Source organism: Roseomonas marmotae (assembly GCF_017654485.1).
Taxonomy (GTDB): Bacteria; Pseudomonadota; Alphaproteobacteria; order Acetobacterales; family Acetobacteraceae; genus Pseudoroseomonas; species Pseudoroseomonas marmotae.
In genome coordinates this window covers 71,716-89,325 of the sequence record NZ_CP061092.1, presented here as the reverse complement: position 1 = coordinate 89,325, position 17,610 = coordinate 71,716, and the positions used below count along the sequence as shown (strand labels likewise).

17 protein-coding genes are annotated in these 17,610 nt (G+C 68.2%); 4 read left to right on the top strand and 13 right to left on the bottom strand.

Going from position 1 to position 17,610, the window contains the following annotated elements; translation table 11 throughout:
- Window positions 1-27: 27 nt before the first annotated feature.
- The 3 genes from IAI58_RS17375 to IAI58_RS17365 all read right to left on the bottom strand — a co-directional run bounded on the left by IAI58_RS17375 (window position 28) and on the right by IAI58_RS17365 (window position 4,449).
- Complete coding sequence (locus IAI58_RS17375; RefSeq protein ID WP_207450390.1) at window positions 28-1,605, bottom strand: ABC transporter substrate-binding protein; 1,578 nt, start codon at window positions 1,603-1,605, stop codon at window positions 28-30.
- Window positions 1,602-3,419: a S9 family peptidase gene (locus IAI58_RS17370; protein WP_207450388.1), complete on the bottom strand. Its 1,818-nt coding sequence runs from the start codon at window positions 3,417-3,419 to the stop codon at window positions 1,602-1,604. Before IAI58_RS17370 ends, IAI58_RS17375 begins: the two co-directional genes overlap by 4 nt.
- 115 nt (window positions 3,420-3,534) lie before the next feature.
- Complete coding sequence (locus IAI58_RS17365) at window positions 3,535-4,449, bottom strand: SMP-30/gluconolactonase/LRE family protein (RefSeq protein WP_207450387.1); 915 nt, start codon at window positions 4,447-4,449, stop codon at window positions 3,535-3,537.
- 463 nt (window positions 4,450-4,912) lie between these two features.
- Between IAI58_RS17365 and IAI58_RS17360 the strand changes: the two genes are divergently transcribed.
- Entirely contained in the window at window positions 4,913-5,230 is a 318-nt protein-coding gene (locus IAI58_RS17360) for a hypothetical protein (protein WP_207450385.1), read from the top strand.
- A 51-nt stretch (window positions 5,231-5,281) separates the two neighbouring features.
- Here IAI58_RS17360 and IAI58_RS17355 read toward each other — a convergent pair whose 3' ends face one another.
- Window positions 5,282-6,262, bottom strand: coding sequence for a tripartite tricarboxylate transporter substrate-binding protein (locus IAI58_RS17355; RefSeq protein WP_207450383.1), 981 nt, complete (start codon window positions 6,260-6,262; stop codon window positions 5,282-5,284).
- A gap of 50 nt (window positions 6,263-6,312) precedes the next feature.
- Window positions 6,313-7,386 (bottom strand): tartrate dehydrogenase, encoded by a 1,074-nt coding sequence (locus tag IAI58_RS17350; RefSeq protein WP_207450380.1) that lies wholly within the window; start codon window positions 7,384-7,386, stop codon window positions 6,313-6,315.
- Between the two features lie 160 nt (window positions 7,387-7,546).
- On the opposite strand from IAI58_RS17350, the gene IAI58_RS17345 reads away from it, so the two are divergent.
- From IAI58_RS17345 to IAI58_RS17335, 3 genes are all read left to right on the top strand, one after another.
- Window positions 7,547-8,446, top strand: a complete 900-nt coding sequence (locus tag IAI58_RS17345; protein WP_207450379.1) for a LysR family transcriptional regulator — start codon at window positions 7,547-7,549, stop codon at window positions 8,444-8,446.
- Between the two features lie 69 nt (window positions 8,447-8,515).
- Window positions 8,516-8,743 (top strand): AbrB/MazE/SpoVT family DNA-binding domain-containing protein, encoded by a 228-nt coding sequence (locus tag IAI58_RS17340; protein WP_207450378.1) that lies wholly within the window; start codon window positions 8,516-8,518, stop codon window positions 8,741-8,743.
- Window positions 8,740-9,144 carry a type II toxin-antitoxin system death-on-curing family toxin gene (locus IAI58_RS17335; RefSeq protein WP_207450376.1) on the top strand — a complete coding sequence of 135 codons (405 nt, stop codon included), beginning with the start codon at window positions 8,740-8,742 and terminating at the stop codon, window positions 9,142-9,144. The genes IAI58_RS17340 and IAI58_RS17335 overlap by 4 nt, the downstream gene beginning before the upstream one ends.
- 105 nt (window positions 9,145-9,249) lie before the next feature.
- On the opposite strand, the gene IAI58_RS17330 is transcribed toward IAI58_RS17335, so the two are convergent.
- The 8 genes from IAI58_RS17330 to IAI58_RS17295 all read right to left on the bottom strand — a co-directional run bounded on the left by IAI58_RS17330 (window position 9,250) and on the right by IAI58_RS17295 (window position 17,595).
- Window positions 9,250-9,849 (bottom strand): PEP-CTERM sorting domain-containing protein, encoded by a 600-nt coding sequence (locus tag IAI58_RS17330; RefSeq protein ID WP_207450374.1) that lies wholly within the window; start codon window positions 9,847-9,849, stop codon window positions 9,250-9,252.
- 470 nt (window positions 9,850-10,319) lie between these two features.
- Window positions 10,320-10,838 (bottom strand): NUDIX domain-containing protein, encoded by a 519-nt coding sequence (locus IAI58_RS17325; protein ID WP_208776163.1) that lies wholly within the window; start codon window positions 10,836-10,838, stop codon window positions 10,320-10,322.
- 120 nt (window positions 10,839-10,958) lie between these two features.
- Entirely contained in the window at window positions 10,959-11,975 is a 1,017-nt protein-coding gene (locus IAI58_RS17320; RefSeq protein ID WP_207450370.1) for a UDP-glucuronic acid decarboxylase family protein, read from the bottom strand.
- Entirely contained in the window at window positions 11,962-13,128 is a 1,167-nt protein-coding gene (locus tag IAI58_RS17315) for a CgeB family protein (protein WP_207450368.1), read from the bottom strand. The genes IAI58_RS17320 and IAI58_RS17315 overlap by 14 nt, the downstream gene beginning before the upstream one ends.
- A complete protein-coding gene (locus tag IAI58_RS17310; RefSeq protein ID WP_207450366.1) occupies window positions 13,128-14,231 on the bottom strand; it encodes a CgeB family protein in 1,104 nt (367 codons plus the stop codon). The genes IAI58_RS17315 and IAI58_RS17310 overlap by 1 nt, the downstream gene beginning before the upstream one ends.
- On the bottom strand, window positions 14,228-15,340 hold the full coding sequence (locus IAI58_RS17305) for a CgeB family protein (RefSeq protein ID WP_207450364.1): 1,113 nt from the start codon (window positions 15,338-15,340) through the stop codon (window positions 14,228-14,230). The genes IAI58_RS17310 and IAI58_RS17305 overlap by 4 nt, the downstream gene beginning before the upstream one ends.
- Window positions 15,337-16,467: a glycosyltransferase gene (locus IAI58_RS17300; protein WP_207450362.1), complete on the bottom strand. Its 1,131-nt coding sequence runs from the start codon at window positions 16,465-16,467 to the stop codon at window positions 15,337-15,339. The genes IAI58_RS17305 and IAI58_RS17300 overlap by 4 nt, the downstream gene beginning before the upstream one ends.
- Before the next feature lie 51 nt (window positions 16,468-16,518).
- Window positions 16,519-17,595 (bottom strand): SDR family NAD(P)-dependent oxidoreductase, encoded by a 1,077-nt coding sequence (locus IAI58_RS17295; RefSeq protein WP_207450360.1) that lies wholly within the window; start codon window positions 17,593-17,595, stop codon window positions 16,519-16,521.
- Window positions 17,596-17,610: the final 15 nt, after the last annotated feature.

The window sequence follows — 17,610 nt, the reverse complement described above, 5'->3', positions numbered from 1 at the left end:
GCCGCCCCGTCATCCCCTCCCCGCTTCTCAGGCCCGCTTCACATTCCAGAAGATAGGGAAGGACGCCGGCACGATGTCCACGATATCCGTGCGGAAGGCCGTGGCATTGAAGAGCTGACCGAGGGGGATGAAGGGCACCTCCTCGAAGGCGATGCGCTGCATCTCGCCCGCGATACGCCTCTGCTCCGCCCGGTCCGGCGCGTCGAGCCATTCCTCCCGCAGCGCCTCCAGGCGCGGGCTGGTGGGCCAGCCGAACCAGCCCTGCTCGCCATTGCCGCGCAGCGGCACGTGGCTGGAGGGATCTGCCACCGTCAGCCCCTCATAGGTGGTGGGGAAAGCGCTCCAGCCACCCTTGTCGGGCGGGGATTTGCTGGTGCGCCGCTGCACCAGAGTACCCCAGTCCATGCTGGCATATTCCACATTCAGGCCGAGCTGCTTGAAGAGATCCGCCGTGACCTGAGCGAAGGCCGCCTGGATCGGGTAGTCGGACGGCGACATCAGCACGACCGGCTCACCCTTGTAGCCACTCTCCTGGATCATCTGCCGGCCGCGCGCGATGTCGCGCGGCCCGGTCAGCACCTCTATCCCCACTTCATTCGCCATCGGCAGGCCGGGGGTGAAGACGCCCGCGGGGATGCGGAACAACTCCGGCTCCGCGCCCACGGCGGCGGCCATGAAATCCTCCTGGTTGATGCAGGACAGGACGGCGTGCGACACCTTTGGGTTATCGAAGGGCGGGTGCAGGTGGTTCAGCGCGAGCATGCCGATCACGCCGACCTTGTCGTTCACCGCGACCTGCACGTTCCGCATGCGGCGCAGCATGGGGAGAAGGTCGAAATCCGGCCGCTGGACCCAGTCCACCTCGCCATTCTGCAGCGCCCCGACAGCGGTCGAGGCATCCGGCATCACGATCCATTCGACCCGGTCGAAATGCGCGACCTTGCCGCCGGAGAGGAAATCCGGCGCCCCGTCCCGCGGCTGGTATGCGTCGAAGCGTGTATAGAGGGCCTTGGAACCGGAGACCCATTCATCGCGGATGAAGCGATAGGGGCCGCTGCCGACATATTCGGAGATCTGCTGGAAGGGATCGGTCCGCGCGATCCGCTCCGGCATCATGAAGCAGGTGTCGGAAAGGGCATTCGTCATCAGGCCGTAAGGCTTGTTGAGGCGGATCTCGAAGCGCCGATCGTCCAGCGCCCGCATCTCCTCCGTGCGGGCCAGCAGCGTCTGCCCGAGAGGACGGCGCCGCGCCCAGCGCTGGATGCTGGTGATGCAGTCGACCGGCCGCACCGGCTCCCCGTCGTGGAAAAGCAGGCCCTCGCGCAGGGTGAAGCGCCAGGTCAGCCGGTCGTCGGAAAGCTCGTGCCCCGCCACCATCTGCGGCTGCGGCTCGAACCTGCTGTTCAGGCCATAAAGCGTGTCCCAGATCATCGCGCCGTGGTTGCGGGCGATGGTGGTCGTGGTCCAGACCGGATCGGGATTGGCGAGGTTCCCTTCCGGCACGAAGCGCAGGACCCGCGCCTTTCCCTGGGAGAGCGCCGGCCTGGAAAGCACTGCGGCGGTCGTGGCGCCGGCAGCGGCGCCCAGCAGGGTTCTACGCTTCATGGTGGGGACTCCTGGGTGGAAGGCACCGCTTCGCCAAGCAAGTAGCGCGCCAGGAAGCGCAGCACGCCCAGATAGACCTGTCGCCGGTTGTCGCGCTTGAGGAAGCCGTGTCCTTCGTCGGGGAAGGTGATGTAGTCCACGGGGATGCCGCGCCGGCGCAGCGCCTCGACGATCTGCTCGCTTTCATGGGGCGGCACGCGCGGGTCGGTCATGCCCTGCGCCACCAGCATCGGGCAGAGGATGCGGTCGACCCGGTGCAGCGGCGAGAGGCGCTCCAGCAGCTCGGCGTCCCGCAGGGGGTCGCCGTATTCGGCGGCGCGATGGCCAACGCGCCAGGGCCCCGTGCGCTCGAAGAAGGTCTTCCAGCGGGCGATGCCGTAATAGTCGATGCCGGCGGCCCAGATCTCGGGGTATTCGGTCACGGCGGCCAGCACCATCCAGCCGCCATAGCTCTGGCCCATGATGGCGATGCGGGAATGGTCGAAGCGGCCGTCGGCCGAAAGCCAGGCATGGGCATTGGCCAGGTCGCGCACGCTGTCCAGGCGCTTCTCGCGGTCGTCCAGCGCGGCATAGTCGCGGCCATAGCCGGTGGAGCCGCGGACATTCGGCACCAGCACGGCGATGCCGAGGGAGAGGACCATCTGCAGGTCCGGCCGCCAGTTGGGCAGTGCCTGCGCGGCCGGGCCGCCATGCACCCAGACCAGCACCGGCCAGCCACCGGCCGGCGGCGCGCCTTCCGGCAAGGCCAGGAAGGCCGGCAGCTGGCGGCCGTCGCTGCTGGGGAACTGCACGAGGCTCCAGTCACGCAGATCGGCCGGGGCGTCGCTGGCAGCGAAGATCAGGCTGGACGAGGCTTCGCCCAGGCGGTGCTGCCAGATGGTGCCGGGGCGCGTCGGGCAGGCCAGGTCGAAAGCCAGGGTCGTGCCGCCTGGATGCCAGGTGATTTTGGTGATGACGCCCGGCGGAGAGGCGGGGGATTCCAGCACGGCGCCGGTGCGGGCATCCAGGATGTGCAGGCGGGAATAGCCGGCCTCGTTCACCACCACGGCGAGGCGCGACTGGTCGGGCGAGACCTCCAGCTGCTCCACATCCGCATCGGGGGTGAAGAGGAATTCAGGCGTGCCGCCCGGAGCCTGGAAGGCCAGGCCGAGGAAATCCCGCCCGCGGTCGGTCAATAGCCAGAAGCCGGCGCCGTCCTGTCGCCACTGGGGCTTCATATGCCGCCACTTGCCCTCGTGCGGCGTCAGCGGCGTGGTCGCGCCACTCCCCAGGTCGACGCTGATCAGATCGCTCTCGAAGCTCTCGGGCGCGGTGGAGAGGATGATGGCCAGGCCATCGGGGTGCCAGGCGGGCAGTTCATGCGGCCCCTGCACCTCCAGCACGCGCGTGATCCGGCCGGTCGCCAGATCGATGACACAGGGGTCGGTATGGGCGGGGTCTCGGCCATTGGCGGTGCAGGCCAGCCGCGTCCCGTCCGGGGAGAAGGCGCCCCAGCCATGGATGGTCCCGGGGTCCGCCGTCAGGGCCCGTGGCTCACCCTCCGCGGGGAGGTGGTAGAGCTGCACACGCTCATCGCCCGCTTGGTCACGCCCGAAGACGGCCCCGCCATCCACGGGGCTGCCCGCCACGAAGGCCACGGCATCCCGGTGCGCGCTCCGGGGCCGCGCCGCGCCGCCATCGGCCGGAAGCTCCCAGACCTGGGCCGAGCCGCCGGCATCGCAGAGGAAATACAGCCGCCCATCGGCCGCGTAGGAGGGGCCGACGGCGGCAGGGGCCGCCAGCAGGCTATCGAGGCGTGTGGAGATGTCAGACATCCTGTCATGTCAGACCCGTTCCGCCACGAGATCAAGGGGGACGACGGACCGGCTTCCCGACGAAGACCGGCCCGGCAACGGCAGTTCATCCCGCGAGGGCGCGCCACGGCCCCCGCTAGAAGGTCCTGGCGCCGTTGACGAACATCCGGACCGAGTAGAGCGAGGTGGTTCCGCAGATGAACATCCGGTCCCGCTTGGGCCCGCCGAAGCAGAGATTGGCCACCACCTCCGGCACGCGCACCTTGCCGATCAGCGTGCCGTCAGGGTCATAGGCATGCACGCCGTCGCCGGCCGAGGTCCAGATCCGGCCTGTGTCATCCAGCCGGAAGCCGTCGAACAGCCCGGCGGTGCAGTCGGCGAAGACCTTGCCCCCGCTCAGCCTGCCGCCCTCTTCCACCTGGAAGACCCGCATATGCGCCGGATGCTCCGGCCCATGGGTGCGGCCGGTATCGACGATATAGAGCAGACTTTCATCCGGGGAGAAGGCGAGCCCGTTGGGCTTCACGAAGTCATCGCAGACCACCGTGATCCCGCCCGACTGCGGATCAACGCGATAGACATAGGAGGCGCCGATCTCGCTCTCGGCCTTGTTGCCCTCATAGTCGGAATCGATGCCGTAGGTGGGATCGGTGAACCAGATCGAGCCGTCGGATTTCACCACCACGTCATTCGGGCTGTTCAGCCGCTTACCCCGGTAGCGGTCGGCGATGACGGTGATGCTGCCGTCATGCTCGATGCGGGTCACGCGCCGTGTGCCATGCTCGCAGGTCACGAGCCGGCCCTGGCGGTCCACCGTATTGCCGTTGCTGTTGTGGGCGGGCTGGCGAAAGACGCTGACGGCATCGCTGGTCTCGTCGTAGCGGAGCATGCGGTCGTTTGGCGCATCGGACCAGACGAGGTAGCGCCCTGCCGGGAAATAGGCCGGCCCTTCCGCCCAGTGGCACCTGTCATAGAGGCGGTGAACATGGGCCGTCATGTTGGGCAGGCGCGCGAAACGCTCGTCCAGTACCTCGTAATCGGAAGCGGACATGTGTTTTTCCTCCCGAAGACACCATGCGTCGGGCGGCACCGGGCCGCCAGCCCGCCGTTCTGCCCCGCCCGAGCCCTGCTCGCCCCGGTGATATCGCCCGGTCCTCGTTCATCCGGCCTCCGGCACAAGTTCTCCACGCGGTGATCCACAGCCCTGTCCCCGTAATCTGGGGAAAACCCGCCGGGCCGCCATATTCCGGCTTCGGCACCCGGATGCACGGCACCCGGCAGGAGCGGATCCAGGCCCGCCTGGCATGCGGCGAGCACGACCCCAGCGTGCTCCGGGAGCATGAAATGCCACGCCATATCCGCCCGGGCGCTGGCTGATGCCCGCTCCTGCCTGTATGGGGTCCGGCGGATGGCTCTCCACGGCGTTCCCGGCGCGCCCCTGACATGGGGCACGGCAAACGATCCCTCCGTGGCGGCGTTGAAGAGGCCATCATCCCTGCTGAGGTATCGGAACCATGTTCACGCTCGAAATCGGCGGCCAGCCGACGGCCATCATGAATGTCGAGGAAGAGGATGCGCGCGCCATCCTCGAGAGCGAAGGCTTCAAGGCCGACCTCATGCGCCTCCGGACGGACAACGCCCCTCTCTGGGACGGCCAGGCCCCGCTCAACCTGCGCCCCTCGAATGAAGAGGAAATCGCCGAGTTCGAGGAGAGCGAAGAGGACGAGGAAGAAGAAGAGGAAGAAGAGGACGAGGATGCCGCGACCATCCTGTTCCTCGTGCCGCTCGACGAGGAGGAGGACGAGGAAGGCGAGGAGGACGATGCCGAATAGCCGGAACGGCACCGTCCGGGGCGATCCCGCCTTTCCGCAGGAAGGCGGCCTTCAGTCGGCGTATTGACCGGCTTCCTGGATGATGGGGCGCCAGCGTGCCACCTCCTCCGCCAGGTAGCGGGTGTGATAGGCGGGGGTGGCGCGGTCCTGGCTGGCCGGGGCCGTGACCAGTTCCCTGAAGCGGGCGAGTAGCCGCTCATCGCGCAGCGCGGCACGTATGGCCGTGGAGAGCCGCTCCTGGACCTCCGCCGGTGTGCCGCGCGGCGCGTACAGGCCGTGCCAGGTGCTCATCAGCAGGTCCGGCGCCCCGGCCTCGGCAGTGGTCGGCAGGTCCAGCCCTGCCACCCGCTGCGGCAGGGTGACGGCATAGGCCTTGATCCGGTTATCCCGGATGAAGGGGGCGGTATTGGTCGCCTGGTCGCAGAAGAGATCGATCCGGCCCGCCATCATGTCGGTGATGGCGGGTGCGCTGCCGCGGAAGACCACGCTGGTCAGCGCCCGTCCAGCGGCGCGTTGCAGCAGCATGCCGCAGAGCTGGTTGGCCCCGCCCAGGCCGGAATGCGCCAGGGTCAGGACATCGCCCTGCTCCCTGATGGCGGCCAGAACGCCCGTCAGATCCCTGGCAGGGAAGTCCGGTCGCGCCACCACGGTCATCGCCGCATCCGAGACCAGGCCCAGCGGCGCGAAGCTCTCCTGCACGTCATAGGGCAGCTTGCGGTAGAGCGTCGCCGTGCTGGCATGGCCGATATGGTGCATCAGCAGCGTGTGGCCGTCCGGCCGCGCCTGGGCGACACGGGCGGCGGCGATGGTGCCGCCCGCGCCGGTGACATTTTCCACCACCACCGGCTGGCCCAGATCCTTCGACATCCCCTCGGCCACCAGCCGGCTGATGACATCGGTGGGCCCGCCGGCCGTGAAGGGCACAGTGATGGTGATGGGGCGGTCGGGGAAGCCCTGCGCCCGGGCGGAGCGCAGGGCGGGGGTGGCGAGCAGGCTGGCGCCCGCCGCCAGCAGGGTGCGTCGTTGCAGCATGGACGGAATTCCTCCTGTTTTGTTCTAGTTAGGTCCGCAGGCTGGCCGGCTCAGATATTGGCGCTGTGGATGGCGTCGCAGACCGCCTCCGTGACCTCCTTCGTCGTGGCCTTGCCGCCGAGATCGGGCGTCAGGATGCCCGCGCCCGTCACCCGCTCCACCGCGCGCATCAGCCGCGCGGCGGCCTCCGGCTCGCCCAGGTGCTCCAGCATCTGCGCGCCGGTCCAGAAGGTGGCGACGGGGTTGGCGATACCCTTGCCGGCGATGTCGAAGGCCGAGCCGTGGATCGGCTCGAACATCGAGGGGAAACGCCGCTCCGGGTCCACATTGCCGGTGGGCGCCACGCCGAGCGAGCCCGCCAGCGCGGCGGCGAGGTCGGAGAGGATGTCGGCATGCAGGTTGGTGGCGACGATCGTGTCCAGGCTCTGCGGCTTCAGCACCATCCGCATGGTCATGGCATCCACCAGCATCTTGTCCCAGGTGACATCGGGGAACTCGCGCGAGACCTCCTCGGCGATCTCGTCCCACATCACCATGCCGAAGCGCTGGGCATTGGACTTCGTCACCACCGTCAGCAGCTTGCGCGGCCGCGCCTGCGCCAGCCGGAAGGCGTAGCGCATGATGCGCGTGACGCCGACGCGGGTGAAGATGGCCACCTCGGTCGCCACTTCCTCGGGCAGGCCCCTGTGCGCGCGGCCGCCATGGCCGGCATACTCGCCCTCGGAATTCTCGCGCACGATCACCCAGTCCAGGTCTCCCGGGCCGCAGTCGCGCAGCGGCGGCGTCACCCCCGGCAGGATCTTGGTGGGGCGCACATTGGCATATTGGTCGAAGCCCTGGCAGATCGGCAGCCGCAGCCCCCAGAGGGTGACGTGATCCGGCACATCCGGCGCGCCGACCGCACCGAAATAGATGGCATCGAACTTCTTCAGCGTCTGCAGCCCGTCGGCCGGCATCATCACGCCATGCCGGCGGTAGTATTCGGAACCCCAGGGGAATTGCTCGACATTCAGCCTGAAGCTGCCCATGCGCCGCTCCAGCGCCTCAAGGGCCTGCAGGCCGGCGGCGACGACCTCGGGGCCGATGCCATCGGCCGGAATGGCGGCGATGCTGTATTCGCGCATGCTGGGCGTCCTCCTGTGGTTACCAGGCAGGCTAGAACCGAGTGACGCCGGAGACCGCATCCAAAAAATTATGCAAAAATAGGAGATAATTCTCTCCAGGGCGCTATCGGCCCGGCGGCGGTCGGATAGTCTGCAGGCGGAAGGCCGGCAGGAGGATGGATTGGAGCTGAAGCAGCTCAGGTGCTTCCTGGCGGTGGCAGATGAGTTGCATTTCGGCCGTGCCGCCGTCCGGCTGAACATGCTGCCGACGGCGCTCGGCCGGCAGGTGCGGCTGCTGGAGGAGGAACTGGGTACCGCGCTTCTGCGCCGCACCACGCGGCAGGTCACCTTGACCGTAGCCGGCGCGGCCCTGGCGGCCGAGGCGCGCGCCATCCTGGAACACGCCGCCGCCGCCAGCCGGATGGTGCGCGGCCTGGCGCAGATGCCGGATGAGACGCTGCGGATCGGTGCCATCGACAGCGCGGCCGCCGGGCTGCTGCCGGAACTGCTGGCCCGCTTCCGGGCCCTGCACCCCCGGATCGAGATCCGGCTGGTCGAGGCGAAATCCGTGGAGATCCTGCCGCAGTTGCGCGGTGGCCGCCTGGACCTGGGCTTCATCCGTCCCCCGGCGGCGCCCGAGCCGGGCCTGGCCTTCCGGCTGCTGTTGCAGGAACATCCCGTGGCCGTGCTGCCGCGCCGGCATCCGCTGGCCGGCCGCCGCCGCCTGCATCTGGCGGAACTGGCTGGGCTGCCATTGATCCTTCCGCCGCGCCACGCCCGTCCGCACAGCCATGACGGGGTGATGCGGCTGTTCGCCAGCCTTGGCCTCTCCCCGCGCGTGGTGCAGGAGGCGGAGGAGAAGCAGACCATCGTCAACCTCGTCGCCGCCGGGATCGGCATCGCCATGCTGCCGGAATGGGCCGCGCGGATGCGGGTGCCGGGCGTGGTCTTCCGCCCGCTGGAACTTCCGGAAGGCACCACGCTGCCGGAATGGGGCCTGGGCATGGCCTGGTACGGCCATGCCGCCTGCGCGGCCCGGGACCTGTTCCTGGCCATGCTGGAGCAGGATGGCACGGCCTGACGGCCCCTACCCTTCTCCACTTAGAAGCGCTATATCCTCGTCTTACGAAATGTAAGACGAGAGGCTGTCATGAGCGTCGTCACCGTCCGCAAGCAAGGTAATTCCGTCGGGATCACCTTCCCGTCCGAGACACGCATCCGCATGGGCTTCGAGGTCGGGCAGGACCTGACGCTGGTCGAACTGGCGGATGGCGTGAAGCTGGTGAAGCGTAACCTCAAGCTGGAGCGCCAGTTGCAACTGGCGCGTGAGGTGCTGCGTGAGCAGGCCGATGCGCTGCAGGAACTTGCCAAGCGGTGACTGAGCCGGAGTTTCTGGAGGCCGATGCGGTTGCCTTCCTGCATGACCAGGCACTCCGGGAATATGGCGGCGCCCAGGGGCTGAAGGACCCGGGCCTGCTGGAGAGCGCGCTGGGACGGCCCGTGAACAAGCTGGCCTATGCGGGGGCGGGGGAGATCGATCTCTTCGATCTCGCTGCCGCCTATGCCTTCGGGATCGCCAGCAACCACGCCTTCAACGATGCCAACAAGCGCACGGGCTGGTCCTGCTGCGTGCTGTTCCTGAAGGTCAATGGCATCGAACTGGATGTCACGGCGGCGGATGTCGTGCAGCGGATGCTGGATCTGGTGAATGGCGTCATCGATGAAGCCGCATTCTCCCACTGGCTCCGGCAGCACCGGCGGACTGCCGGGGTTTCATAGCCAGCGCCCGCCACGGAAGCGGCGGGCGCCACGGCGTTGCCGGAAGGCCTGCCCCGGATGTCCGGGGCAGGTCGCCTCCTTCACTCCTTCCGGCAATCCATGCGGTTAGGCCTTGGAGATCGCCTTGCGCCGGCGCGCCACTGCCAGCCCGACAAGCCCGACGCTGAACACCGCCAAGCTGGCGGGCTCGGGCACAGGCAGGCTCGGCCGCCGTGCGATGGTCGCATGGCTCACGCTATGCGCCTGGGACTGACCAGGCAGGTTGAAGGGCGGGTTGAGGAACGGGGTGTTCCAGTGGCCCGAGCTGAATTCCTCATTGAAGAGGAAGGCGACCAGATTGGTATTCTTGCCGTCCTTGAAGACAATGATGTAGTCGTAAAGATCGAAGTTCGCGTCGGCGATCGACCACGTGCCGGTCAGCCCTGAATAGTTGCCCATCTGGGTCTGGCCGTTGCTTTCCCAGTCACTGAACCCGAAGAAACCAGCGGCATTGATGTTGTCGATGCTGGCGGCATTATGCTGGTCTGGATTAGTCAGGTACTGGCAAGCGCTTGCCGCGCTCTGCCAGTTATTATGCACCAGAGGGGTTGTTTCGTCCGCCACCCAGGAATCCGGGCAGGGCGCCAGAGCCGCTTCCGCATTGGGCGCGAAACCCGCAACGGCTGCCATGATACCACCGAAAAGAAGTCCCACTTTCCAGTTCATAAGTATAACACCCTCATAAACACAGGAGGCGTGGTGTCACAGGCATATTCCGTGCCACATATAAAAATCAACGACTTATGGTTCTGCCGCCACGAGAAAGTAAAGTTTTTCGATATTTAGGCAGCTAATCTTACTATTTTTTAGAACTGAAAATTCTGTGCTTGTGGAACAGACTTGATCTGGAAGGCGGTGGAAGCCCTGGGAAAGTGAGGCGGATGAAGGGGGGCATAGGTGCCCGGACAACCGCCAGAGGCTCTCCGAAGGACTTGAGAAGCGGTGCCGCCGGGGGCCATAGCGATATCCCGGCCCGCCCGGCAGCGCCTTCAGGGCGCGCTCACGAGGAGCGGAGCCCGCACAAGGATGCGCGGAGCCTCAGGATCGGCGAAGGGCGCGTTCCCCTGCCTCCTGAGGAGGAGAGTATGGGGAGGCCCGCAGGAAGTCTTCCCGGAAGAGGCAGGGTGAGCGGGGCGTCAGGCGGGCGTGAAAAGCCCGGGATGGCGCAGGCGCAGCGTCTGCACCAGCAGAAGCAGCTTCAGCTCCGTCAGTGTCCCGGCATCGGCCATGGCCGCCAGTTCAGCCAGCGGCATCTCCAGCACCTCGATCTCCTCGTGCTCCTCCGCCAGCCCGCCGCCGCTCGCCACGCGGTCGCCTTGGGCATAGGGCGCGAGATACATCCAGGCGCGCTCGGTCGAGAGAGCCGGCATGGTCCAGACACGGGCAACCGGCTCCAGCCGCGTCAGCCGCAGCCCGATCTCCTCCATCGCCTCGCGCCGGGCACAGGCTTCCGGGTCCGCCTCGTCCAGCCTTCCGGCGGGGGGCTCCAGCATCATGCCGTCGCCGGCGGCATAGAAAGGGGGCGTGCGGAACTGGCGGATCAGCATGGCCATCCGCCGTTCCGGATCATAGGGCAGCACCACCGCCGCCTCGCCGTGATCCTCGATGTCGCGCTTCGTCACCTGTCCGTCCGGCAGGCGGATCGTCGCGACCATCAGCCTCGACCAGCGGCTATGCGTCACCTCGGTCGTTACGATCTCGGCCAAGCCTCATCCTCCCTCAACCCGGCGCGCAGTAGAGCCTGTGGCCGGAAGCGGGGCAATGGAACCGATCCTTCAGCCCGCCGGGACACGCGCCGCGGGCACATCGGTCCGCACCGGCTCCACCTCGGCCTCCACCACCGAGAACCACTCCACCGTCGCCCGCAGCCCGGCGGAGAGCGGGGTGCGCGGAGACCAGCCGAGCAGCTTTGTCGCGCGGCTGATATCAGGGCGGCGGCGTCGCGGGTCATCCTCCGGCAGCGGCATGTACATGACGGAGGAGCGCGAGCCGGTCAGGGCCAGCACCTGCTGCACCAGTTCGGAGACCGTCAGCTCCACGGGATTGCCGATATTGACGGGGCCGGGTTGCTCGCCGTCGTAACCCATCAGCCGCATCAATCCGTCGACCATGTCATCGACATAGCAGAAGGAGCGCGTCTGGCTGCCATCGCCATAGACGGTGATATCCACCCCATCCAGCGCCTGGGTGATGACATTGGAGACGACGCGCCCGTCATCGGCCCGCATGCGCGGGCCATAGGTGTTGAAGATGCGGGCCACCCGCACCTCGGCGCGGCTGGCACGGTGGAAGTCGAAGGCCAGGGCCTCGGCGGCGCGCTTGCCCTCGTCGTAACAGGCGCGGGGGCCGGTGCAATTGACATTGCCGCGGTAACTTTCGGCCTGCGGATGCATCTCCGGGTCGCCATAGACCTCGCTGGTGGAGGTCAGCAGGAAGCGTGCGCCGTGCTTCTCCGCCAGCCGCAGCAGGTTGCGGGTGCCGAGCACGCTGGTCAGCATCGTGTGCTCTGGGTCCGCCTGATACTGCACCGGGGATGCGGCGCAGGCGAGGTTGAAGACCTGATCGAGTTGCCGTGGCAGCTGGCGGGCCGGAACCGGCTCGATGACATCGCCCTCGATGAAGGTAAAGCGGGGCTCGTTCTCCAGCTTCCGCAGCGTGCGCCTCTGGCCGGTCTGCAGATTGTCCAGGCACCAGACCTGCGCGCCATCGGCCAGCAGCGCCTCGCAGAGATGCGACCCCAGGAAGCCCGCTCCGCCAGCCACGAGAACTTGCTTCGTCCTAGCCTTCTTCATGGAGCTCCCCCTGCTTTGCTGTGAGCACGCCACGGGCAGAAGCCACGGACCAGCCCCCCTGCGGAGAAGGCGTGGACCTGCGCGCCGATGCCTCGTTCAGATGCGCCACGAGTTCCACGGCGCGGTGGTCGGCGGTGTGCTCGGCCAGGATGCGGCTGCGCGCCGCCCGGGCCATGCAGTCGCGGTCCGTCGGGGCCTGCTCCCGAAGTACTGCCAGCACCGCCCCGGCGTCGCGGGCCAGGACGATCTCCCGCCCTGGTCTCAGCACCGTCTCGATCCCGTCCCAGATATCGGAAATGACCGGCGTGCCGCAGGCGGCGGCCTCGAAGAGCCGCACGCTCGGGCTGTAGCCGGCCTGCACCATGTCGGCGCGCGTAACGTTCAGGGTGTATCGGCTGGCGCTGTAGAAGGCCGGGTGGTCCGACGGGGACACATGCTCCAGCCGTTCCACATTGGCGGGCCAGACGATATCGGCCGGATATTGCGGGCCGGCGACGACGAAGCGCAGCTCCGGCGCGCGGCGCGCCGGCTCCAGCAGCAGCCGCTCCAGCACCGGTTGCCGGTCGGAGCTATAGGTGCCGAGATAGCTGAGATCCCAGCGGAAGCCGACATCGCGGGGCCGGTAAGCTCCGGCATCCACCGAGCAGTAGAGCGGCCGCGCGGCGGGCGAGCCATAACACTCCATCAGCAGGTCGAGCGTCGGCCCGCCGGTGAAGGAGAGATAGACGTCGTAGCCCGGGATCAGCTCCGGCGAGAGGTATTCGGTATCCCCGTTCCGCAGCTTGGCCAGAGTGACGGGCGTATCGATGTCGTAGAAGGCGGTGACGCCCCTCGCCGTCTCCTGCACGAAGCGGCCGACGGCCACACCCTCCGGCACATAGGAACCGACGATGACCGCGTCGGCCCGGGCGACGGCATCGGACCAGCCACGCAGCGCGGCCAGATCCGGGTAGAGCGCGAGGCGGCAGAAATCCGGCTCCGGCAGGTCGCGATGCGCGGCATACCAAGGCACGTCGCGTTCCAGGAAGAGGATGCGGTGGCCGCGCGCCGCGAGCGAGCGCAGCAATGCGCGGTAGGTCGTCGCATGGCCATTCCCCCAGGAGGAGGAGAGGCTAAGGCCGAGTACGACGATGTCGAGCGGCGCATCCTTCATCACATGACGCTCTCGGCCACGCCATCGCGCAGGGCTTCGGCCTGGCGCCGCAGCAGCGCATCCACCTCGGCGCCACGAATGGCGTAGGTATGCCCCGCCAGGATGCGCCTGCGCCCGGCCTCGCCGATGGCACGCGCGCGCATGGGGGTCAGCGCCGCAAGCTGCTCGGCGACGTCCTGCCCGTCGCGCGCCACCAGCACTTCCTCGCCTTCCTTCAGGAACATCTCCAGACCGACCCAGGCATCGGTCATCAGGCAGGCGCCCGCGCCGCAGGCCTCGAAGACGCGGGTGGCCGGCGAGTAGCCGGTGGAGGCCATGCTGTCGCGGGCGATGTTCAGCACCGCGAGGGGCGAGCAGTTGAAGGCGTTGTGGTCGCGTGTATAGACATGGCCGATATGCCGCACATTCGGCGGCATCGGCTTGCTCTCCCAGCCATTGCCGCCGATCAGGAAGTCCCGCCCCGGCAGCCGGTCGGCGGCATCCAGGAAGAAGGTCTCGACACGCTGCTCGCGGTCCGGCAGCCGGTTGCCCAGGAAAGCGAGGTCGGCGGCGAAGCGGCGGTCGCGTGGGACGGGGTGATGCGTCTCCGCGTCCAGCGCATTGTAGATGGGCAGGCAGCGCCGCGCGCCGAAGCCGGTATAGGCCTCGACCACCGGCGGGCCGCCGCCATAGGTCAGCACGAAATCAAGCTTCGGCAGCACGCGGCGCAATACATGCTCGGGCGAACCGGCGATCTCGGCCAGCGTCGCCGGCGCATCGACATCCCAGAAGATGCGGATGGCGCCGGGCCGCGCCGCGCGCACCACGCCTTCCAGCAATTCCTCATCGAAGACGCCGACGCCGCTCGCCTTCACCACCACATCGGCTTCAGCCGCGCGAGAGATGACCTCGCGCAGCGCCGCTTCCGTCGCGTCATAGACGACGACGCGTGCCCAGTCCGGCGGTTCGATATCGCGGTGCTTCTGCCGGTCGAAGGCATCGGGCTCGAAGAAGGTGATGTCGTAGCCACGGCCGGCGAGATCCCGCAACAGGCCGCGATAATAGGTCGCCGCGCCGTTCCAGTAGGAGGACAGCAGGCTGGAACCAAAGAAGGCAATCTTCATGCGGCAGTCTCCACCAGGGCCCCGGGCCGCAGCTGGGCCAGAATGTTCAGCAGTTCCCGCATCCGGTGCGCGCAGCTATGGCGGCTGCGGATGGTTTCCAGCCCCTTCCTGGCCAGCGAGGCGCGCAGCGCCGGATCGTGCCGGAGGGCCCGCAGATGCGCAGTCATTTCTGCATCGTCGGCGGCGAAGAGGAAGTCCTCGCCAGGGCGGAAGAGATTCTCGCTGTCCCGCCAAGGGGCGGAGAGCAGCGGAATGCCGCAGGCCAGCGCCTCGAAGACACGGATGGTCGGGATGCCCGGCAGCATCGTCACATAGAAGCGCCGGGGCACATGCACCGTGGCCAGATGCCGCGCGAAGACCTCAGGGGCGCGGGCATTCGGCAACCACCCCTTGAAAGCCACGCCATAGCCACGCAGGGTGACCAGCGCTTCCTCGGGATAGCGTACCCCATGAATGTCGAGCGGCAGGCCGGCATCCCGCGCCGGGCGCAGCAGCATGGATTCAATTTCCTCGCTGCGCTCGCCATCGCCCCAGTTGCCGATCCAGACCAATCCCTCGCGCGGGCCTTCCTGGGCCGGCGGGCGGAAATGGCGGGTATCGGCGGCCTCATGCCAGGTCCAGACACGTCCGCCCCAGCCCCAGCGGCGATAGACTTCCGCCAGCGCCTCGCCGAAGGCCAGCACGCCGTCATAACCATCGAGGTCGAAGGCGCGGATGGCACCGGGGTCGGAGACAGCGCGGTGATGGGTATCGTGGAACAGGAGCGTGAAGCGCCCGCCCTGCCGGCGCAGCCTGCCCAGGGCCTCGACCAGCGCCGGCTCGTTCCATTCATGCACGATGACGAGATCGGCATCCTCGACCGCGGCCTCGCAGGCCGTGAAGTTGTCGAAGCGCCGCGAACTCAACTCGGGATAGGCGGAATGATAGGCTTCCAACCCGGCGGGCCCGTGGTCCTGCAGTAGATTCGCCAGGCTCCAGGCGCCGGCTGGCTCCATGGCCAGGACTTCGTCACCGCGATGGATGAATTCGCGCAGCACCCCGCGCAGGAAATGCGCGTTGCCATGGTTCCAGCAGGAACCGAGGGAATGCGTAAAATAGACCAGCTTCACGCGGCGGCCTCCAGGCGAATGCGTTGCGGCAGCATGTCGCGGTAGAGCGCGATCATGCCCTCCACCATGGCGTCCCCGCTGTAGCGGGCGGCGCGCTGCTGCGCCGCGGCGCCACGCCGGGCGCGCAGGGCCGCATCGGCCGAGAGGCGGTGCAGCCCCTCCAGGAACCCGGCCTCGTCATCCGGGGCCGCGTAATCGGCGGCATCGCCCCAGATCTCGCGGAAGGAGGGGATATCCGAGAGCAGCAGGGCGCAGCCGGCCTGCGCCGCCTCCAGCACCGCCAGGCCGAAGGGCTCGTAGCGGGCGGGCGAGACGAAGATGCCGGCGGCGGCGAAGCGGTGGGCCATCTCCTCGGCGCCCAGCAGGCCGAGATGGCGCAGCTTCGTCAGTCTGGCCGTACCGCCATGCGGGGCGACCAGCGGCCCCGCCACCTCGATCGGTATGGCGAGGCGGGGCGCGATGCGGTCCAGCAGGGCGATGTTCTTCGCCTCGTCCCAGAGCCGGCCCGCGGCGAGGATGCCCTCGCGCGAGGCTGCCGCCGGCGTGGGACTACGGGCAGCGCGGCCGTTATGGACGACGCGCGGCGGCACCGGCAGGTCGTAAAGCCGCTCTGTCATCCGCGCGAAAGACGCGCTCGGCGCCACCAGAAGCTTCGCGGCGTGATAGCCCGCGGCCACCAGATCTCTCTGCCAGGCAAAGTCGGGCGGCAGCGCGGTACCGCGCACGGTATGCCACCAGGTGGCGACGCAGGAATGGCAGCCGATGACCAGCGGCGCGGCGAAGCCGGCATGGGCCGCCAGGGCCGGGCTGTTCAGATGCACCAGCTCCGCGCCCTCCTCGGCCGCCAGAGCGGCCAGGGCCCGTCCGGCGGCCCGCAGAGTGGCGGCATCGGCGCCCGCCCAGTCCAGCGGGAGTCCTGTCGGCAGCAGACGGCAGCCGGGAATGGAGCCTGCCTCGGCCATCTGCGCGGGGCTGGCAGGCGGACCCAGCACGGCCAGGGTGATGGCCATACCACGCGCCGACGATCCCCGCGCCAGGTCCAGGGCATAGGTCCAGACGCCGCCGACAGCGTCGGTGGTCAGGAAGATCCGCGGCTGTCCGGCGGGTTCAGTCGAGGGCGCCGACATACCGCACCCGGCGTTGAGTATGCGTGGCGGCGCAGGGGGGCGGAGGCCTCCTCACGTCAGGGCCTCCAGCTTGGTCGCGGCCTGCAGCCCCCCTTCCCTCTCCAGCCACTGGGCCAGCGCCGCGACGCCCGCGCGCCAGGATGTCGGCTCCGCCAGCCCCAGCTCAAGCCGCGTGGCGCGGGTGTCGGAGACGTAGTAGCGCTGGTCCCCTGCCCGCCAGTCGGCAAATTGCAGCTCGACCCGGCGGCCGAGCAGTTCCTCGATCGCCGCGACAAGCTGCCGCAGGCTGATGGCATTGCCGGGCCCGCCGCCGAGATTGAAGGCCCGGCCATGCACCGTGCCGATGCGGCCCCAGGCGTTCAGATAGGCCCTGACCGCGTCATCCACCTGCAGCACGTCGCGCACCTGGCGGCCATCGCCGAAGATGCTGATCGGCTCGCCCTTCAGGGCGCGGATCAGGAAATGCGCGACCCAACCCTGGTCCTCGGTTCCCATCTGGCGCTGGCCGTAGATGCAGCTCATCCGCAGCACGACCGTCGGCACGCCGAAGCTGCGGTCGAAATCCAGCACATACTGGTCCGCCGCACCCTTCGAGCAGCCATAGGGCGTGTGGAAATCGAGCGGCCGGGCCTCGCCGATGCCGGAAGCTCGGACCGCCGGATCGGACGGCACATAGCATTCGCCGACCTGCTCCAGCGCGACATCGCCGAGATTGCCATAGACCTTGTTGGTGCTGGCGAAGACCAGCGGTACCCCGCCCCCGCGCCGCCGCAGCCCCTCCAGCAGCATGAAGGTGCCGCGCAGGTTGATGTCGAAATCATCCTGCGGCGCCACCAGGCTGGTGGTCACCGCCACCTGACCCGCCAGATGGAAGACGACCTGTGCGTCGCGCAGCGCCTCCTCCACGGCGGCGGCATCGCGGATATCGGCGACCATCGTGGAAATGCGGGCGGGATGGCGCTGTTGCAGCCAGGCCAAGTTGGCCTCGACGCCAGGGCGAGCCAGGGCATCGAAGACCAGCACGTCATGCCCCTGCTGCGCCAGCCGGTCGGCGAGGTTGGAGCCGATGAAGCCGGCGCCGCCTGTGACCAGGACGGGGCGCCGCCCCGTGAGAGCAGGCCTTCCCATGCCGCCGCCGGCCCC